The sequence below is a fragment of the Streptococcus thalassemiae genome (assembly GCF_903645285.1).
GTDB classification, from domain to species: domain Bacteria; phylum Bacillota; class Bacilli; order Lactobacillales; family Streptococcaceae; genus Streptococcus; species Streptococcus thalassemiae.
In genome coordinates this window covers 43,923-60,424 of sequence record NZ_CAHJXN010000001.1, presented here as the reverse complement: position 1 = coordinate 60,424, position 16,502 = coordinate 43,923, and the positions used below count along the sequence as shown (strand labels likewise).

The following is a 16,502-nucleotide window of genomic DNA, read 5'->3' as shown; positions in this document are numbered from 1 at the left end:
TTTTATTTTTTTACTATAAAACAATAATAATAGAAAAAATACGAACTTTTTGGTATTATAGTAGAGAAAAGAAAGGCGTTTTCGCAATTTTTTTGAAAAAATATTGATTTACAAGTGGACACATCAGTGAATTTGTTGAAGATTTTCAAAATAATTTTAAAGAAGTATAGTAATTTACTTGAATCTTCTCTAAAAAGGTAGTATAATAAAAACATAGAAAACGCTTACAGAAAAGGGGAGGTATTATGGATAAAAGAGAAGCTTTGCGCACCTTTATGACAGGAGAAAATTTTCACCTTCAGCATTATCTAGGAGCACATAGGGAAGAGCTAAATGGAGAGTATGGTTATACTTTCCGTGTTTGGGCACCTAATGCTCAGGCTGTTCACTTGGTTGGTGATTTTACCAACTGGATTGAGGGGCAGATTCCAATGGTAAGAAATGACTTTGGGGTCTGGGAAGTCTTTACCAATATGGCTCAAGAAGGGCATATTTACAAATATCATGTCACACGTCAAAATGGTCATCAACTGATGAAGATTGACCCTTTTGCTGTCAGATATGAGGCGCGTCCAGGAACAGGGGCAATCGTAACAGAGCTTCCTGAGAAGAAATGGAGGGATGGACTTTGGCTGGCACGAAGAAAACGTTGGGGCTTTGCTGAACGTCCTGTCAATATCTATGAAGTTCACGCTGGATCATGGAAAAGAAATCCTGATGGTAGTCCTTATAGTTTTGCCCAGCTCAAGGATGAACTCATTCCTTATCTCGTTGAAATGAACTATACTCATATTGAGTTTATGCCCTTGATGTCCCACCCTTTGGGGTTGAGTTGGGGTTATCAGCTTATGGGTTACTTCGCTTTAGAGCATGCTTATGGTAGACCAGAGGAGTTTCAAGATTTTGTCGAGGAGTGTCATATCCATAATATTGGGGTTATCGTAGACTGGGTACCTGGTCACTTTACCATCAATGATGATGCCTTAGCCTATTATGACGGGACACCGACTTTTGAGTACCAAGACCATAATAAGGCTCATAACTATGGTTGGGGCGCTCTCAATTTTGACCTTGGAAAAAATGAAGTCCAGTCCTTCTTGATTTCTTGTATTAAGCATTGGATCGATGTCTATCATTTGGATGGTATTCGTGTGGATGCTGTTAGCAACATGCTCTATTTGGACTATGATGATGCTCCATGGACACCTAACAAAGATGGGGGAAATCTCAACTATGAAGGTTATTATTTCCTTCAACGCTTGAATGATATTATTAAGTTAGAATATCCAGATGTGATGATGATTGCAGAAGAAAGTTCGTCTGCAACCAAGATTACGGGAAGGAGAGAGCTTGGTGGTCTAGGATTTGACTACAAATGGAACATGGGCTGGATGAATGATATCCTCCGTTTCTACGAAGAAGATCCGATTTATCGTAAATATGACTTTAATTTGGTGACTTTCAGCTTTATGTATGTTTTCAATGAAAACTATCTCTTGCCATTCTCGCACGATGAAGTGGTTCATGGCAAGAAGAGTATGATGCATAAGATGTGGGGAGATCGTTACAATCAATTCGCAGGCTTGCGCAATCTCTATACGTACCAAATTTGTCACCCTGGTAAGAAATTGCTCTTCATGGGTAGCGAATATGGTCAATTCCTAGAATGGAAATCTGAAGAGCAGTTGGAATGGTCTAACCTAGAAGACCCAATGAATGCTAAGATGAAGTATTTCACTTCTCAGCTAAACCAGTTTTACAAAGACAACCGCTGTCTGTGGGAAATTGATACCAGCTATGATGGTATTGAAATCATTGATGCGGATAATCGAGACCAGAGTGTTCTTTCCTTTATTCGTAAGGGTAAAAAGGGAGAAATGTTAGTCTGTATCTTTAACATGGCACCTGTTGAACGGAAAGATTTTACAATCGGACTACCCGTTGCAGGAATTTACGAAGAAGTCTGGAATACTGAGTTGGAAGAGTGGGGAGGCGTTTGGAAAGAACATAATCAAACTGTTCAAACGCAAGAAGGACTATGGAAAGATTATGAGCAGACCTTGACCTTTACCCTACCGGCTATGGGAGCTAGTGTTTGGAAAATCAAACGCCGCTTGAAACCTACTAAAACCGTCACAAGTAAAAACCAAAAAGGAGTAGAAAATGAAGAATGAAATGTTAGCTTTGATTCTTGCTGGTGGGCAAGGAACTCGTCTCGGTAAACTCACTCAAAGCATCGCAAAACCAGCTGTGCAATTTGGTGGGCGCTACCGTATCATTGACTTTGCCCTATCAAACTGTGCCAACTCAGGGATTCATAATGTTGGGGTCATTACACAGTATCAGCCTCTTGCTCTCAACAATCATATTGGGAATGGTTCAAGCTGGGGACTAGATGGTATCAATTCTGGTGTTTCTATTCTTCAACCTTATTCTGCCAGTGAAGGAAATCGTTGGTTTGAAGGGACTAGTCACGCTATTTACCAAAATATCGACTATATCGACAGTGTCAACCCTGAGTATGTCTTGATTTTGTCTGGGGACCACATCTACAAAATGGACTATGATGATATGCTCCAGTCTCATAAGGATAATAATGCTAGCCTGACAGTAGCAGTTTTAGACGTCCCTCTTAAAGAAGCAAGCCGTTTTGGTATCATGAACACAGATGCCAACAATCGTATTGTTGAATTTGAAGAAAAACCAGCTCAACCTAAATCTACAAAAGCTTCTATGGGAATCTACATTTTTGATTGGCAACGCCTTCGTAATATGCTCGTTGCTGCTGAAAAGAGCAAGGTTGACATGTCAGACTTTGGTAAAAATGTCATTCCAAATTACCTTGAGTCAGGTGAAAGTGTTTATGCTTACGAATTTAGCGGTTACTGGAAAGATGTTGGTACGATTGAGTCGCTTTGGGAAGCGAACATGGAGTACATTTCTCCAGAGAATGCCTTGGATAGTCGTAACCGTCAATGGAAGATTTACTCAAGAAACTTGATTTCACCACCAAACTTCCTCGGGGCAAATGCTGATGTGGAAGACTCATTAGTTGTAGATGGATGTTTCGTTGATGGAACTGTTAAACATTCTATCCTTTCAACAGGCGCGCAAGTTCGCGAAGGAGCGGAAGTTGTTGATTCAGTTATCATGAGTGGAGCTATTATTGGTCAAGGAGCTAAGATTAAACGTGCCATTATTGGTGAAGGTGCGATTATTTCTGACGGTGTCGAAATTGATGGAACAGATGAAGTACAAGTTGTAGGATATGATGAAGTAGTGGGGGTAGCAACAGATGAAGATTGATAAATATTCTGCCATTTTAGGAAATACAGTTGGTTTTCATGATATGTCGACATTGACGGACCACCGTCCAGTAGCAAGTTTGCCATTTGGTGGGAAATATCGTTTGATTGACTTCCCGCTTTCAAGCCTTGCTAATGCAGGTGTTCGTAGTGTCTTTGGTATTTTCCAGCAGGATAATATCAGCTCAGTCTTTGACCATATTCGTTCAGGACGCGAGTGGGGCTTGTCAACTCTTCTTAGTCACTATTATCTAGGAATTTACAATACCCGTGTAGAAAGTAGCACAGTTGGAAAAGAATACTACCAACAGCTTCTTACTTATTTGAAACGTTCTGGCTCAAACCAAACGGTTGCCCTCAACTGCGATGTCTTGATTAACATTGATTTGAACCAAGTTTTCCACCTACATAGTACAACAAAAGGGCCTATCACTGTAGTTTATAAAAAACTAGCTAAGAAAGATATTTCAGAAGTAAATGCAATCTTAGAAGTGGATGAAACAGACCATGTTCTTTCTCATAAACTCTTTGATAGCAAGTCAGCAGCTGAAACGTTCAATATGTCTACAGATATCTTTGTCGTTGATACACCTTGGTTGATTGAACGCTTGGAAGAAGAAGCTAAAAAAGAACATCCAGAGAAGTTGCGTTATGTTTTACGGGATTTGGCTGCAAAAGAGGGAGCTTTCGCCTACGAGTATACAGGCTACCTTGCAAATATTCATTCTGTAGAGTCTTATTACCAAGCTAATAAAGATATGCTTGAATCACAGAAATTCTATTCTCTCTTCTCACCAAATCAAAAGATTTATACAAAGGTCAAAAACGAAGAACCAACTTATTATGCTAATACATCTAAAGTAAGCACTTCTCAGTTTGCGTCTGGTAGTATCATTGAAGGTCAAGTGGCTAATTCTGTTCTATCACGTAATATTCATGTCCATAAGGATAGCTTGGTTAAAGATAGCATCTTATTCCCTCGTGTTGTTATTGGAGAAGGTGCTCAGGTAGAATATGCTATCTTGGACAAGGGTGTTGAAGTTGCGGATGGAGTTGTGATCCGTGGAACTGCAGAACATCCAGTCGTCGTTAAGAAAGGTAGCAAAGTAACAGAGGATATTCATTCATGAAAATTTTATTTGTAGCAGCAGAGGGTGCACCCTTTTCAAAAACAGGTGGTTTGGGAGACGTCATTGGCGCTCTTCCTAAATCACTGGTAAAAGCGGGACATGAAGTTGCAGTGATTTTACCCTACTATGACATGGTAGAGGCTAAATTTGGAAATCAGATTGAAGATGTTCTTCATTTTGAGGTGAGCGTCGGTTGGCGCAGACAGTACTGTGGGATTAAGAAAACCGTCTTAAACGGTGTAACCTTCTACTTTATTGACAGCCAATATTATTTCTTCCGTGGTCATGTTTACGGTGATTTTGATGATGGGGAACGTTTCGCTTTCTTCCAACTGGCTGCCATTGAGGCTATGGAAAGGATTGACTTCATTCCTGACCTTCTCCATGTTCATGACTACCATACAGCTATGATTCCTTTCTTGTTAAAGGAAAAATACCGTTGGATTCAAGCCTATCAAGGAATAAAAACTGTTTTAACCATTCATAATTTGGAATTTCAAGGACAATTTTCAGAAGGAATGTTATGGGATTTGTTTGGAGTCGGCTTTGAACGTTATGCTGATGGTACCCTTCGCTGGAACAACTGTCTGAACTGGATGAAGGCTGGTATTCTTTATGCTGACCGTGTTTCAACCGTTTCACCTAGCTATGCTCATGAAATTATGACCAGTCAGTTCGGATGTAACTTGGATCAGATTCTTAGAATGGAATCTGGTAAGGTATCTGGTATCGTGAATGGGATTGATGCTGATCTTTATAATCCTCAGACGGATATCCTTTTGGACTATCATTTTAGTCAGGAAGATTTATCTGGGAAAGCCCAAAACAAGGCAAAATTACAAGAGAGAGTTGGCCTGCCAGTTAGAGCTGACGTTCCTCTAGTGGGAATTGTTTCTCGTTTGACACGTCAAAAAGGTTTTGATGTGGTGGTCGAAAGTCTTCACCATATCTTGCAAAATGATGTTCAGATTGTTCTTTTGGGAACTGGAGATCCAGCCTTTGAAGGAGCTTTCTCATGGTTTGCTCAGATTTACCCAGACAAGCTATCAGCAAATATCACTTTTGATGTCAAACTTGCTCAAGAAATCTACGCTGCTTGTGACCTCTTCCTCATGCCAAGTCGTTTCGAACCGTGTGGCTTGTCTCAAATGATGGCTATGCGTTATGGAACTTTGCCATTGGTCCATGAAGTTGGAGGCTTGCGAGATACCGTTCGTGCTTTCAATCCAATCGAAGGAAGCGGTACTGGCTTTAGCTTTGACAATCTATCTCCTTATTGGTTAAATTGGACTTTCCAAACAGCTTTGGACTTGTATAGAAATCATCCAGACATTTGGAGAAACCTACAAAAACAAGCTATGGAGTGTGATTTCTCATGGGATACAGCCTGCAGGTCATACCTTGACTTGTACCATAGTTTAGTTAACTAATAGATAAAATCGTATGATGACTTCATACGATTTTTGGGCTGTTTAGAGAGGAGAACTGATGTCTCAAGTAAAAGGCTTGTGTGTTATGGATGTGGATGGAACCTTAATCCTAGAAGAAGTGATTGATTTTTTGGGAAGAGAGGTAGGTCGTGAGGAGGAAATTTCGCAGATTACAAGTCAGGCAATGCGAGGAGAGTTGAACTTTGAAAGCAGTTTAAGCAAAAGAGTTTCCTTGTTGGAAGGTCTTCCTATTGCGGTCTTTGATAAAGTTTTCAACTCAATTCATCTAACGCCAAATGCCCAGGAATTTATCTCTATTCTCCAAAAGAATGGCATCCTAGTTGGTCTGGTGTCCGGTGGATTTACTCCAATAGTTGAGAGATTAGCAAAATCTCTTGGAATCGCCTATTTTTCTGCCAACCAACTTGAAGTCAAAGATGGTCTTCTAACAGGAAAATTAGTTGGACAAATTATAAGTCCTGAGGTCAAAAAAGAGACTCTGGAACAATGGAGAAAGGAACTAAAACTTTCTAAAGAAAGAACGTTTGCAATCGGTGATGGGGCCAATGATTTATTGATGTTGAAATCAGCAGGATTGGGAATTGCTTTTTGTGCCAAAGAAGTGCTGAAACAGGAAATACCGAATCATGTTGACAAGAGGGATTTTTTAGAAGTTCTTCCTTTGATTGACTTTTTAGAATGAGGGGAAAATATGAAGATTGTAATTGCACCAGATTCGTTTAAGGAAAGCTTGACAGCTCAACAGGTAGCTGAAGCAATAAAAAGAGGCTTCCAACAATCGATAGCAGATGTAGACTGTCTCCTCTGTCCTGTTGGTGATGGGGGAGAAGGTACTGTAGATGCTATCCGACATTCTCTTGACCTAGAAGAAAAATGGATCCAAGTGACAGGCACTTTTGGCCAAAAAGAAGCCATGCGCTATTTTCAAAAAGGGGGACTGGCACTATTTGAAGTTGCTGATTTAGTTGGCCTTGGAAAGATTCCGCTAGAGGAACGAAATCCACTGAAAATCCAAACTTGTGGTATTGGAGAATTGATTCGCCACCTCATTAGTAAAGAGATTAAAGAAATCTATATTGGCGTTGGTGGTACGGCTAGTAATGATGGAGGACTGGGGATTGCTGCTGGTTTAGGTTATCAATTTTATGATAGGGATGGAAATGTCTTGCCGGCTTGTGGTCAATCCTTACTAAAATTAGCTTCGGTTTCAACAGAAAATCGCTATGAAATTCCTGAAGATGTGCAAATTCGTATTTTAGCAGATGTCGCGAGTCCCTTATGTGGTCATCAAGGTGCGACCTACATTTTTGGCAAACAAAAAGGCCTACATCCTGCTATGTTTCCAGTCCTAGATCAGGCAATCCAAGATTTTTATGAAAAAGCCTCACCTGTAACATTGGAAATTAAAGGAGCAGGAGCTGGTGGAGGCCTTGCTGCTGGTTTGTGTGCCTTTACTCAGGCAAATATCGTGTCTGGAATTGATACCTGCTTGAACTTAATCAACTTTGATAAGAAAGTTTCAGATGCTGACTTGGTTGTTGTAGGAGAAGGAAGGCTAGATCGTCAAAGCTTAACAGGTAAAGCGCCTATTGGTGTAGCAAAAAGAACCCCTGTTGGAGTTCCTGCTATTGCTATTTGCGGTAGTCTTGCTGAGGATTTACCTCCCTTACCATTTGAAAATATTCAAGCCGCCTTTTCAATTTTGGAGAAAAGTGAACCTTTAGAAGATAGTTTGAAAAATGCCAGTCTCTATCTGGAGCGCACGGCTGCCAATATTGGGCACTTATTAAATATGCACAAGATTTAGCCAAACCATTTCTTCCAGAAGGATGTTTTGACTGGTTCTTCCTTTTGAACTTCCCAAAGTTTTGCAAAAGCAAGTCGAAGGTCCTTTTCTTCTACTTGAACTGGTGCATTGCTATGGATAACCAGACCGAAGGGAGAAGTAGCATGCTCTTCAGATACTATGGTGGCTTGACTATTGGTTTCTTTTGCTTCTTTTAAGTAGAAAACTTGCTTGTCAAATTCGATAGTTGGTGAGATTTTCACAAATAGAGGCTCTGCTTTTTCCTGTAGGTTTTCTAAAATAGATAAAAAGCCTTTTTCTAGCTGAGGGCTATTTGCTGTGTCAATATCTGCATATCCAAGAACTCTTTCTTCAAAAGTACCAAGATAGCGTCTTTGCTCATCCGGATTTAATTTTGCTCCACCATGAGCTTTTTCAAGTAATTGTTTTGATAAATCTGTCATGAAAACAGTATATCATAAAAGTTAGAATAAAACAGACAAAAGAAAGCGATTACTTTATAAAGTTAAGGAAAATTTGCACAAAGATAACGTTTTTTCTTGAAAAAGGAGGGGTTTTAAGGTATTATAGAGGTGTAAAAAATTTAACTCATAAGGAGAGTAAAAAATGTCAATTATTACTGATGTTTACGCTCGCGAAGTCCTAGACTCACGCGGTAACCCAACACTTGAAGTAGAAGTTTACACTGAATCAGGTGCTTTCGGACGTGGTATGGTTCCATCAGGAGCTTCTACTGGTGAACACGAAGCAGTTGAACTTCGCGACGGTGACAAATCTCGTTACGGTGGTCTTGGTACACAAAAAGCTGTTGACAATGTAAACAACATCATTGCTGAAGCTATCATTGGCTACGATGTACGTGATCAACAAGCTATCGACCGTGCTATGATCGCTCTTGACGGTACTCCTAACAAAGGTAAATTGGGTGCAAACGCAATCCTTGGTGTGTCTATCGCTGTAGCTCGTGCTGCTGCTGACTACCTTGAAATCCCACTTTACAGCTACCTTGGTGGATTCAATACTAAAGTTCTTCCAACTCCAATGATGAACATCATCAACGGTGGTTCTCACTCTGACGCTCCAATCGCTTTCCAAGAATTCATGATCGTACCTGCTGGTGCGCCATCATTCAAAGAAGCTCTTCGTTGGGGTGCTGAAATCTTCCATGCTCTTAAGAAAATCCTTAAATCTCGTGGTTTGGAAACAGCCGTAGGTGACGAAGGTGGATTCGCTCCTCGTTTTGAAGGAACTGAAGACGGAGTTGAAACTATCCTTGCTGCTATCGAAGCTGCTGGATATGTTCCAGGTAAAGACGTATTTATCGGATTTGACTGTGCTTCATCAGAATTCTACGATAAAGAACGTAAAGTTTACGACTACACTAAATTCGAAGGTGAAGGAGCAGCTGTACGTACTGCTGCAGAACAAATCGACTACCTTGAAGAATTGGTAAACAAATACCCAATCATCACTATCGAAGATGGTATGGATGAAAATGACTGGGACGGTTGGAAAGCTCTTACTGAACGTCTTGGTGGTAAAGTTCAATTGGTTGGTGACGACTTCTTCGTAACAAACACTTCTTACCTTGAAAAAGGTATTGCAGAAGGTGCTGCTAACTCAATCCTTATCAAAGTTAACCAAATCGGTACTCTTACTGAAACATTCGACGCTATCGAAATGGCGAAAGAAGCTGGTTACACTGCCGTTGTATCACACCGTTCAGGTGAAACTGAAGATTCAACAATCGCTGACATCGCAGTTGCAACTAACGCAGGACAAATCAAGACTGGTTCACTTTCACGTACAGACCGTATCGCTAAATACAACCAATTGCTTCGTATTGAAGACCAACTTGGTGAAGTAGCTGAATACCGTGGATTGAAATCATTCTACAACTTGAAAAAATAATCGTTGATTTAACAACGTTTCTAGCCCCTCGGATTTTATCCGAAGGGCTATTTTTGTATTTAGGGGGCAAAAAAGGGGCAAAACTTTTTAAAAAATCTTTTTCATAACTTTATCCAGTACATTGATTGCTTCATCTTTCATGTTCTTCGTGACGTGAGTATAGATGGAATTAGTAACATCAGAATCAGAATGTCCAACCCTATCCATGATTGTTTTTAGCGGAATTTTATTCTCAGCTAAAATGCTAATAGTTGTATGTCTGAAGATGTGAGGGGATAGATGTTTGGGAATTGGTTTCTTTAGGCGTTCATTTGCTCGCTGGAGAGACTTGCTTAGGATAGAGCTATGAACGGGCTTTCCCGTATTTGTAACAAAGATGCGGTCGCTTTTATGCCAATTCTTATCGGTTGTTTCGCTTAGACGATTTAATTCAATCATTTTATCAAGTATTTCAATCTCTCTTTTTGTGAGGTGTGTCGTCCTGAAGCTGGCAAAAGTCTTAGTTCCATCATCGTCTGGAATGTATCGATTAAATGTAGTATGAATATCTAATGTCTTACTATCTTTGTGATATTTGTCTAGTGTAAGACCAGCTAACTCACCGACACGACAACCGTTCAGGATCATAAACTCACATGCCAAGGCGTATCGTAATGTAATATCTTTTCGATAGAGTTCTTTTAAAATAGCCTTGTATTCTTTTGGTTCTAGATATTTATCCTTTGCATTTTTAATCTGCTCCAAGCTTTGTTTTTTTCTCGGAAGTTTGGCTTTCCTAGCAGGATTATTCTCAATAAAACCTTGGTCGATAGCATAATCAAAGAAGACGTTTAGAATTGATTTGACACGATATTTTTGGGTATATGTCCATTCTTCAGTATCAATCAATCTTTGAACCAGCCGTACATCCATATTTTCCAATTTAGTACCTAGTTCAACTTTATCGGATATTCGGTTGTAGGTAGCTAACATAGTCTTATACGTACTCAATTTAATTTGCTTCTGGTGAAATTCCCACCATTCGTCAAAGACTGTGTGAAAGAGAGCAGAAGCAGTAGTCAATTTTTGCAGTAAGGATTCTATCTTTTCGTCCAGTTGTTTCTGAGCTTCTTTCTTAGCTCTTGCTGAACCCGAATCAAGAGTGACAGATACCCTTTTCCATTTCTCGGTATACGGGTCTCTGTATCGTTCAAAGAATTTATATTTTCCGTTGGAAAGTTCTTCCATCCACATTGATTTTCACCTCATTTCTTGATAAAATAGGCATAGTAAAACAGGCTTTTTAATGCCTTTTACTATACAGGATATCCTCACGCTCAGAGTCGCCAAACTTTGCGAGCGTGGGGATTTTTTAGTTTTTAAAAAGGGAAGCAACAGTTAAGTTACTTCCCCTGGCACGCTAAGGTGCAAAGTCTAAAATTATGAGGGTAAACCTCTAAGTAACTTAATTATAGTTCAATTTATAAATACTGTCAACGATCTACTCAAATCCTTTGAAACTCTCTAAAATCTTATCTTTTGAGTCTGTAGCATTAAGCACTAAAACAACATAATTTCCGTAGATATAAGCAGGGTGTCCGATTAACTCTTTTTCTTTTTTAGCTTCTTTAAACATTGGGTTTTTCTCGTAGTATTCGTAAACTTCTACAGCAGTATCATCTTCTAAAATGAACCCTTTCCCTGATTCGGCTTGAATAAGACTAGCTTCTTTTGAGATTTCTTCTTTGATAGTGAAGCCATTGCTTTCTAGTGCTTTTTTAAAATCGTCTAAGCTAGTAGCCTTTTTAGAAGCAGGTTTGTCATTTGCTTTAGTTTGCTTTGTTTTTGGTTGTTCTGCGCTATCTTTGGTAGTCGATTGGTTGTTTGAACATGCTACTAGAACTGTAGCACTAAGCAAGATTGCTGATGTTGTTAGTAGTTTTTTCATTGGTATTCTCCTTTATTTCCGTTTTTTATATGCCAACTATTTCCAAAAAGGAAACAGTTGATTTTTACTATTAATTTTATCTACACCATAAAATTAAATCGATTCCAACGATATGTAATGTTCAAAGAGAGTGTGGTTTTTATTTTTGGGCTAGGATGGCGATAATTGAAACGACAATCCCGATAATTGAAAGAAGAGATCCGACGGTTAATGCGATTAACCATTTTTTGTTTTCTTCTTTCTCTTTTTGTTGCTCCAGTTTGAAATCAGAGAACATTTTTTCCATTCGAAGTCCCATATTTTCAAAACCATCACGCATTTCAGTTCTGACTTGGTCGAATTTTAAATCAACTTTTTCAAAACCATGTTTGACATCAGAATTGATTTTATCAAGTTTTAAATCAATTTCTGTTTTAGTATACATTTCACGTTCCATACTTTGTTCCTCCTGAATCTTTGCTTTCATTATATCACCATTAGCATAATTTTGGGAACGCAATTCTGTGACTTTGTCTGTAGTTTTTGTTTTAAACTCGCTTGTACCACTCATGCCTGTTACCTCTTGTAAAGATAGATATATTGATGAAATTCATCGAGAACCTTTTGATATTCCGCGTCAACAAGTTTGAGAGTAATTCTATAATCACCTTGTTTTTTAGGGGTCAATCCAAAGATAAAACTTCCTGTAGTTATACCGTAATTATTTTTGGAGAAGATAAATTCTTCTTCATGGATGTATACGTTTGAAACGTGTATGAGTTGCTCATGGAGTTGTCCATCTCCTTGAAAGAAAACATGGATTTGGTATTTGTAATTAGCTTTAATATTGAACAAATCAATGTCTACTCCAAGCGAAAAAGAAGCAGGAAATTCATCCAAAGAAGAAGCAGTTGTCAAAAGTTTTTCATTTTCTAAGTGTACAAAACGAATGTTCGATATTTTTTCATTAAAGGAAATTGAAGAAAATTCTTCATTTAATTCAACCATTGTTATTCTCCGTCTATTTTTCTCTATACAAATTTACGACTTCCCCAATGATTCGGAAGTCTGTTTCTGGTGTGATTGGCATATCTTTGTAATCAGGGTTCAAGCTATGTAGGTAGGATTGTTCTGTATCAATAACCAGTTGCTTGATATATGCCTCTCCGTTGTAGTTAAACACTCCGATAACACCATCATTCAAATCAACACTTGTCTGGATAAACACTAGGTCGCCATCATGATAATCAGGCTCCATGGAGTCACCTTTAATCGGGATAACAAAGTCAGCATCTACATCTATTGGCAACTCTATCTGTTCAACTCGTACATCATTCAAATACTGCCCAGTACCAGCAGAAGCAGCGTGGTCATAGTAGTCGTAACCATAGAGTTGAACAACTTTCTCCGATACTTCGTTTATCTTCGTTTTTCTTCGCTTCTCTTGTTCATCTCGTAATTTTTCAGCGTATGTGATAACTTTTCTTTGTCCAGGCGGTTCAAGTTCGTTGTAGATGGATTGGATGGGGGAAGTGGCAGGTGGTGGTGCAGGGCTGACTTTGATAGCAGAATCTTCACTTACAAACCTTGGGTCTAAAGTCGATTTTAATACTCCAAAATAATCAGCTATCTTTTGTACATTTCCGGGTATAGGCAAAGAAGTTCCTTTCACATAACCCGTTAAAGTGCTAGCAGGTATACCTGTCGCTCTGGACAATTCAACTTGCTTACAATTCCTATCCGACAAAATCGTATTAAGGTTTGCGGAAAAGATTTTCATATCCTCTTTGTCTTGAGGAGTTAACTTTCCTCGTCCTCTGGCCATTATTTTTCTCCTTTTGTCTTTTACTATATAATAACGCTTATTTTCGTATTTGTAAATAAAAAATTCGAAAAAAATACGAAAAAATTCTAAAAAAGTATTGACATACGATTTAATTCGTAGTATAATTAAATCAAGCTTAAGGAAATAACAAAAAAACAAATCGGAGGGAAACATCATGAACACATTAAACGAGAAAGCAATCAACATCTTCAAAGCAGTAGCAAAGGAAACTTTAATTCAAGGCACTTGCGAGGAAAACTTCCTCTATAGCCAACTTGAAGCATTCTGCACTAACTGCCGTCAATTCGCTTTCGGATGGACAGAGTTAGCAGAAGAGATCGAACGTCAAGAACGTTACCTTATTGATTCTGGTTTCACTCAAGATGAAATCGATGACATTCGTTTTGATGCAGCATTTGAAGGAATGCTTGACAAAATGAATGTAGCCTGATTGGTATCACCAAGGTTCGAATCTTTGGCAGGTTGTTGCTCCAAGAGCAAAATAAAAAAGGAGGCGATAGAATGACAGAAAAAGTCATAGAACTTGCAGATCAATTCATTGGCTCGCATGAAACGTACAGAGAAGCAAAGATAGCGTGTGAGAGGCTATTTAGACAAGCCAGCTATGAGATAGAACTCAGGGCGCCGGAATGTAAAACAAGGGGGTGAGTGCGTGCAAAAGATGACGCTACGAGCAATAAGAACAAATTACAATTTATCTGCAAAAGAAGTTGCTGATAAACTACAAATTCATCAACAAACGTTGTTGAAATATGAGCATGACAGTTCTAAAATTCCAGTTGATTTATTAGATAAGCTAGCTCGGTTATACAATGTTAAAAAAGATTTTATTTTTTTAGGAAAAAAATACGAATTAAATCATAGTTTAGGAGAGATATGAATGACCAATACTTTACAGAGGTAGATATGGATAATCATGAGAGATACTTTAAAATTCCGTATCGGCTAATAGAAGATGATTATTTCTCAGGATTAGATCCACTAGCTGTTATGATTTATGGTATTCTGATTGACCGTGTTTCATTATCTCGAAAAAACAAGCAACACTTTACTGACAAGGAAGGGCATTTGTACGTTATAGCTACAAATCCTGAAATATGTAGTTGGATTAAAAAAAGCGAACCAGTAGTAATTAAATTAAAAGGACAACTGATAGAACATGGCCTTTTGAAAGAAAAAAGGCAGGGCGTTAGATTGGCGAATTTACTATATCCTCAGAAAATCAGAACTAAAGAAACTTTAGTTCAAGAACTTAAAAATGTTAAGGGGGGAACTAAAGAAACTTTAGTTCAAGAACTTAAAAATGTTAAGGCTAACCAACCTAATAATAACCAACCTGATATAACCAACCTTACTGAACCAGATGGTGCTGGTGCTAATAATCTATATAGTATGGAGGACGCACCCGCAGAAAATGATTTGGGAATTGTTCACGATTGGATTTTTTCAGAGTTTGGAAGATACCCAACACCATTTGAGATTGAGGACTTGAAATACTTCTTACAAGATCATAGTAAAGAGGTTATCAAGTTAGCAATCAAGGAATGTGTGGGAAATGGTAAACCTTACTTCAAATATCTGGAGAGTATCTTAAGAGACTGGAAACAGAAAGGTTTAACTACTGTTAAGTTGGTAGAGAATAGACAGAAACCGAAGCGGTCAAGTGGGAAGTCGAGCAGTGAGTTGAGATTGTCAGACGATGGTTACAACCCACGACTGGGATTCTAGGAGGGTGCTATGCGAGCAGTATCAAGAGATGAATTGCAGGGTAGATTTTTACAGATTGAAACTTTGAATACTCAATGTCCCAAGCATGAAGGTGTGTATATGTGGCGTTCAGTCAACCCTTGCACACAGAATGTGATGACTTATTGTCCTGAATGTTGGCAGGATAAAATCAACAGTCAAGCAGGCGAACAACTTGCTCAAGCTGAGGCTCAAATCAGAAATACACGGTCTTACTCTTTATTTTCTAAGGAGAGCATCATTCCACCTGATTTACAAAATGCCACTATCGGCAACTTTGAGATTCACACAGACCAAGATGCTGAAGCAGTCAATTTCGCTAAGCGTGTGACGGTTGACTATGTGAAGGAGCGATATGAGGGGAATACGATTATCAGCGGTCCGCCTGGAGTTGGTAAGAGCCATCTAGCAGTTGGAATTGCCAAGACGCTGAACGAGAGTTTTCAGAAGTTCCAGTTGAAGCGCTCGGTGGTCTATATTCCCTCCATGGAACTATTCTCACGGATGAAAGACGCTTTTAGATACAAGGATTCCAAGTGGGAAGAAAGACGGACTATCCAGTTCTTGCAGAAAGTAGACTACTTGATTTTGGATGACCTTGGCAAAGAGTCAAGTGTAGGAGATGAAATCAAACAGGGGAACAACTGGATGCAAAAAGTCCTGTATCAGATACTTGAAAACAGGACGAATACGATTATAACTACGAATTATGGAGGCAATCACTTGGAGCAACTTTACGAGAAAAGCCTAGTAGATAGAATAACGAAAGGAAACATGAAGACCAATGCGTTCAAATTTAGCAATGACACAGAGTCTAGACGCACCTTGTCAGCAAGTGACTACTGAAGAACGTCAGAAAATTATTGAACAGTTTGAAGCTAATCACTACGGACTATCTAGCTTGCTGAAAGAGCGGTTGCTGATTACAAGCGACTACCAGTTTACAAGAAAGATGAACGAGCTGACGTACTATGCAACAAATGGAAGCGTCTATAGAATCTAAAAATAAAAGCACCTGACGGCAATCAGGCGCATACTTAAATATTCAACATGATTATAACACGAAAGGGAGGAAATTGCATGCCGAAAACAGAAATTACTTATAAGCCAGTTGATGTGGACGAAAAAGCTACGCATGGCGATTACAAACATCTTTGTCAGAGGTGGGAAGGGTTGACTCCAGGGACTGCAAAAGTCTGGGCGGGTGAAATGCGAGAACATCCTGATTTTAAGCAGTTCATCGATAACCCAACTCATAAGATTGTATTTATCGATTACGAAGGATTTCGCATGTTCGTCAAATGGAAAAGTCGCAATCGCTATCGTGCGAAGAAAGAAACTTTATCAGAAATGCTTGAGAATATCAAGAAAGAAAAACAATTCGGAGTATAGGAGAGAGA

Annotated in this window: 20 protein-coding genes; 14 read left to right on the top strand and 6 right to left on the bottom strand. The window is 38.9% G+C overall.

Features of this window, described 5'->3' with window-relative positions; all coding sequences use genetic code 11:
- The first annotated feature begins 245 nt into the window (after window positions 1–245).
- Genes glgB through HWX15_RS00435 form a run of 6 tightly spaced genes read left to right on the top strand, consistent with a single transcriptional unit; the run spans window position 246 to window position 7,693 of the window.
- Window positions 246–2,174, top strand: a complete 1,929-nt coding sequence (glgB, locus tag HWX15_RS00460) for a 1,4-alpha-glucan branching protein GlgB (protein ID WP_175879935.1) — start codon at window positions 246–248, stop codon at window positions 2,172–2,174.
- A complete protein-coding gene (locus tag HWX15_RS00455; RefSeq protein WP_049512069.1) occupies window positions 2,164–3,306 on the top strand; it encodes a glucose-1-phosphate adenylyltransferase in 1,143 nt (380 codons plus the stop codon). Before glgB ends, HWX15_RS00455 begins: the two co-directional genes overlap by 11 nt.
- Window positions 3,296–4,435 (top strand): glucose-1-phosphate adenylyltransferase subunit GlgD, encoded by a 1,140-nt coding sequence (glgD, locus tag HWX15_RS00450; RefSeq protein WP_175879934.1) that lies wholly within the window; start codon window positions 3,296–3,298, stop codon window positions 4,433–4,435. Before HWX15_RS00455 ends, glgD begins: the two co-directional genes overlap by 11 nt.
- On the top strand, window positions 4,432–5,865 hold the full coding sequence (glgA, locus tag HWX15_RS00445) for a glycogen synthase GlgA (RefSeq protein ID WP_175879933.1): 1,434 nt from the start codon (window positions 4,432–4,434) through the stop codon (window positions 5,863–5,865). The genes glgD and glgA overlap by 4 nt, the downstream gene beginning before the upstream one ends.
- 58 nt (window positions 5,866–5,923) lie before the next feature.
- On the top strand, window positions 5,924–6,568 hold the full coding sequence (serB, locus tag HWX15_RS00440; RefSeq protein WP_175879932.1) for a phosphoserine phosphatase SerB: 645 nt from the start codon (window positions 5,924–5,926) through the stop codon (window positions 6,566–6,568).
- A gap of 9 nt (window positions 6,569–6,577) precedes the next feature.
- A complete protein-coding gene (locus tag HWX15_RS00435; RefSeq protein ID WP_175879931.1) occupies window positions 6,578–7,693 on the top strand; it encodes a glycerate kinase in 1,116 nt (371 codons plus the stop codon).
- Here HWX15_RS00435 and HWX15_RS00430 read toward each other — a convergent pair.
- Window positions 7,690–8,136, bottom strand: a complete 447-nt coding sequence (locus tag HWX15_RS00430) for a YueI family protein (protein ID WP_175879930.1) — start codon at window positions 8,134–8,136, stop codon at window positions 7,690–7,692. The two genes, HWX15_RS00435 and HWX15_RS00430, sit on opposite strands and share 4 nt — an antisense overlap.
- A gap of 163 nt (window positions 8,137–8,299) precedes the next feature.
- Here HWX15_RS00430 and eno point away from each other — a divergent pair, with 163 nt between their 5' ends.
- Entirely contained in the window at window positions 8,300–9,604 is a 1,305-nt protein-coding gene (gene eno / locus HWX15_RS00425) for a surface-displayed alpha-enolase (protein ID WP_000022821.1), read from the top strand.
- 87 nt (window positions 9,605–9,691) lie between these two features.
- On the opposite strand, the gene HWX15_RS00420 is transcribed toward eno, so the two are convergent.
- The 5 genes from HWX15_RS00420 to HWX15_RS00400 form a co-directional block, all read right to left on the bottom strand.
- Complete coding sequence (locus HWX15_RS00420) at window positions 9,692–10,837, bottom strand: tyrosine-type recombinase/integrase (RefSeq protein WP_217703777.1); 1,146 nt, start codon at window positions 10,835–10,837, stop codon at window positions 9,692–9,694.
- A gap of 247 nt (window positions 10,838–11,084) precedes the next feature.
- On the bottom strand, window positions 11,085–11,531 hold the full coding sequence (locus tag HWX15_RS00415) for a hypothetical protein (protein ID WP_175879891.1): 447 nt from the start codon (window positions 11,529–11,531) through the stop codon (window positions 11,085–11,087).
- Window positions 11,532–11,670: 139 nt separating this feature from the next.
- Complete coding sequence (locus HWX15_RS00410; RefSeq protein ID WP_254867321.1) at window positions 11,671–12,081, bottom strand: hypothetical protein; 411 nt, start codon at window positions 12,079–12,081, stop codon at window positions 11,671–11,673.
- Window positions 12,082–12,086: 5 nt separating this feature from the next.
- Window positions 12,087–12,518, bottom strand: coding sequence for a hypothetical protein (locus HWX15_RS00405; RefSeq protein WP_175879890.1), 432 nt, complete (start codon window positions 12,516–12,518; stop codon window positions 12,087–12,089).
- A 13-nt stretch (window positions 12,519–12,531) separates the two neighbouring features.
- A complete protein-coding gene (locus tag HWX15_RS00400; protein WP_175879889.1) occupies window positions 12,532–13,335 on the bottom strand; it encodes a S24 family peptidase in 804 nt (267 codons plus the stop codon).
- A 175-nt stretch (window positions 13,336–13,510) separates the two neighbouring features.
- Between HWX15_RS00400 and HWX15_RS00395 the strand changes: the two genes are divergently transcribed.
- The 7 genes from HWX15_RS00395 to HWX15_RS00365 all read left to right on the top strand — a co-directional run bounded on the left by HWX15_RS00395 (window position 13,511) and on the right by HWX15_RS00365 (window position 16,494).
- Window positions 13,511–13,786, top strand: a complete 276-nt coding sequence (locus HWX15_RS00395; RefSeq protein ID WP_175879888.1) for a hypothetical protein — start codon at window positions 13,511–13,513, stop codon at window positions 13,784–13,786.
- 71 nt (window positions 13,787–13,857) lie between these two features.
- A complete protein-coding gene (locus tag HWX15_RS00390) occupies window positions 13,858–14,004 on the top strand; it encodes a hypothetical protein (protein ID WP_175879887.1) in 147 nt (48 codons plus the stop codon).
- 4 nt (window positions 14,005–14,008) lie between these two features.
- Entirely contained in the window at window positions 14,009–14,236 is a 228-nt protein-coding gene (locus HWX15_RS00385; protein WP_015973623.1) for a helix-turn-helix domain-containing protein, read from the top strand.
- Window positions 14,233–15,084, top strand: coding sequence for a DnaD domain protein (locus HWX15_RS00380; RefSeq protein ID WP_175879886.1), 852 nt, complete (start codon window positions 14,233–14,235; stop codon window positions 15,082–15,084). Before HWX15_RS00385 ends, HWX15_RS00380 begins: the two co-directional genes overlap by 4 nt.
- A 9-nt stretch (window positions 15,085–15,093) precedes the next feature.
- The gene (locus HWX15_RS00375) at window positions 15,094–15,948 is read left to right on the top strand and encodes an ATP-binding protein (RefSeq protein ID WP_175879885.1); all 855 of its coding nucleotides are present in this window, start codon (window positions 15,094–15,096) and stop codon (window positions 15,946–15,948) included.
- Window positions 15,938–16,105 carry a hypothetical protein gene (locus HWX15_RS00370; RefSeq protein ID WP_175879884.1) on the top strand — a complete coding sequence of 56 codons (168 nt, stop codon included), beginning with the start codon at window positions 15,938–15,940 and terminating at the stop codon, window positions 16,103–16,105. Before HWX15_RS00375 ends, HWX15_RS00370 begins: the two co-directional genes overlap by 11 nt.
- 77 nt (window positions 16,106–16,182) lie before the next feature.
- The gene (locus tag HWX15_RS00365) at window positions 16,183–16,494 is read left to right on the top strand and encodes an excisionase (protein WP_175879883.1); all 312 of its coding nucleotides are present in this window, start codon (window positions 16,183–16,185) and stop codon (window positions 16,492–16,494) included.
- Window positions 16,495–16,502: the final 8 nt, after the last annotated feature.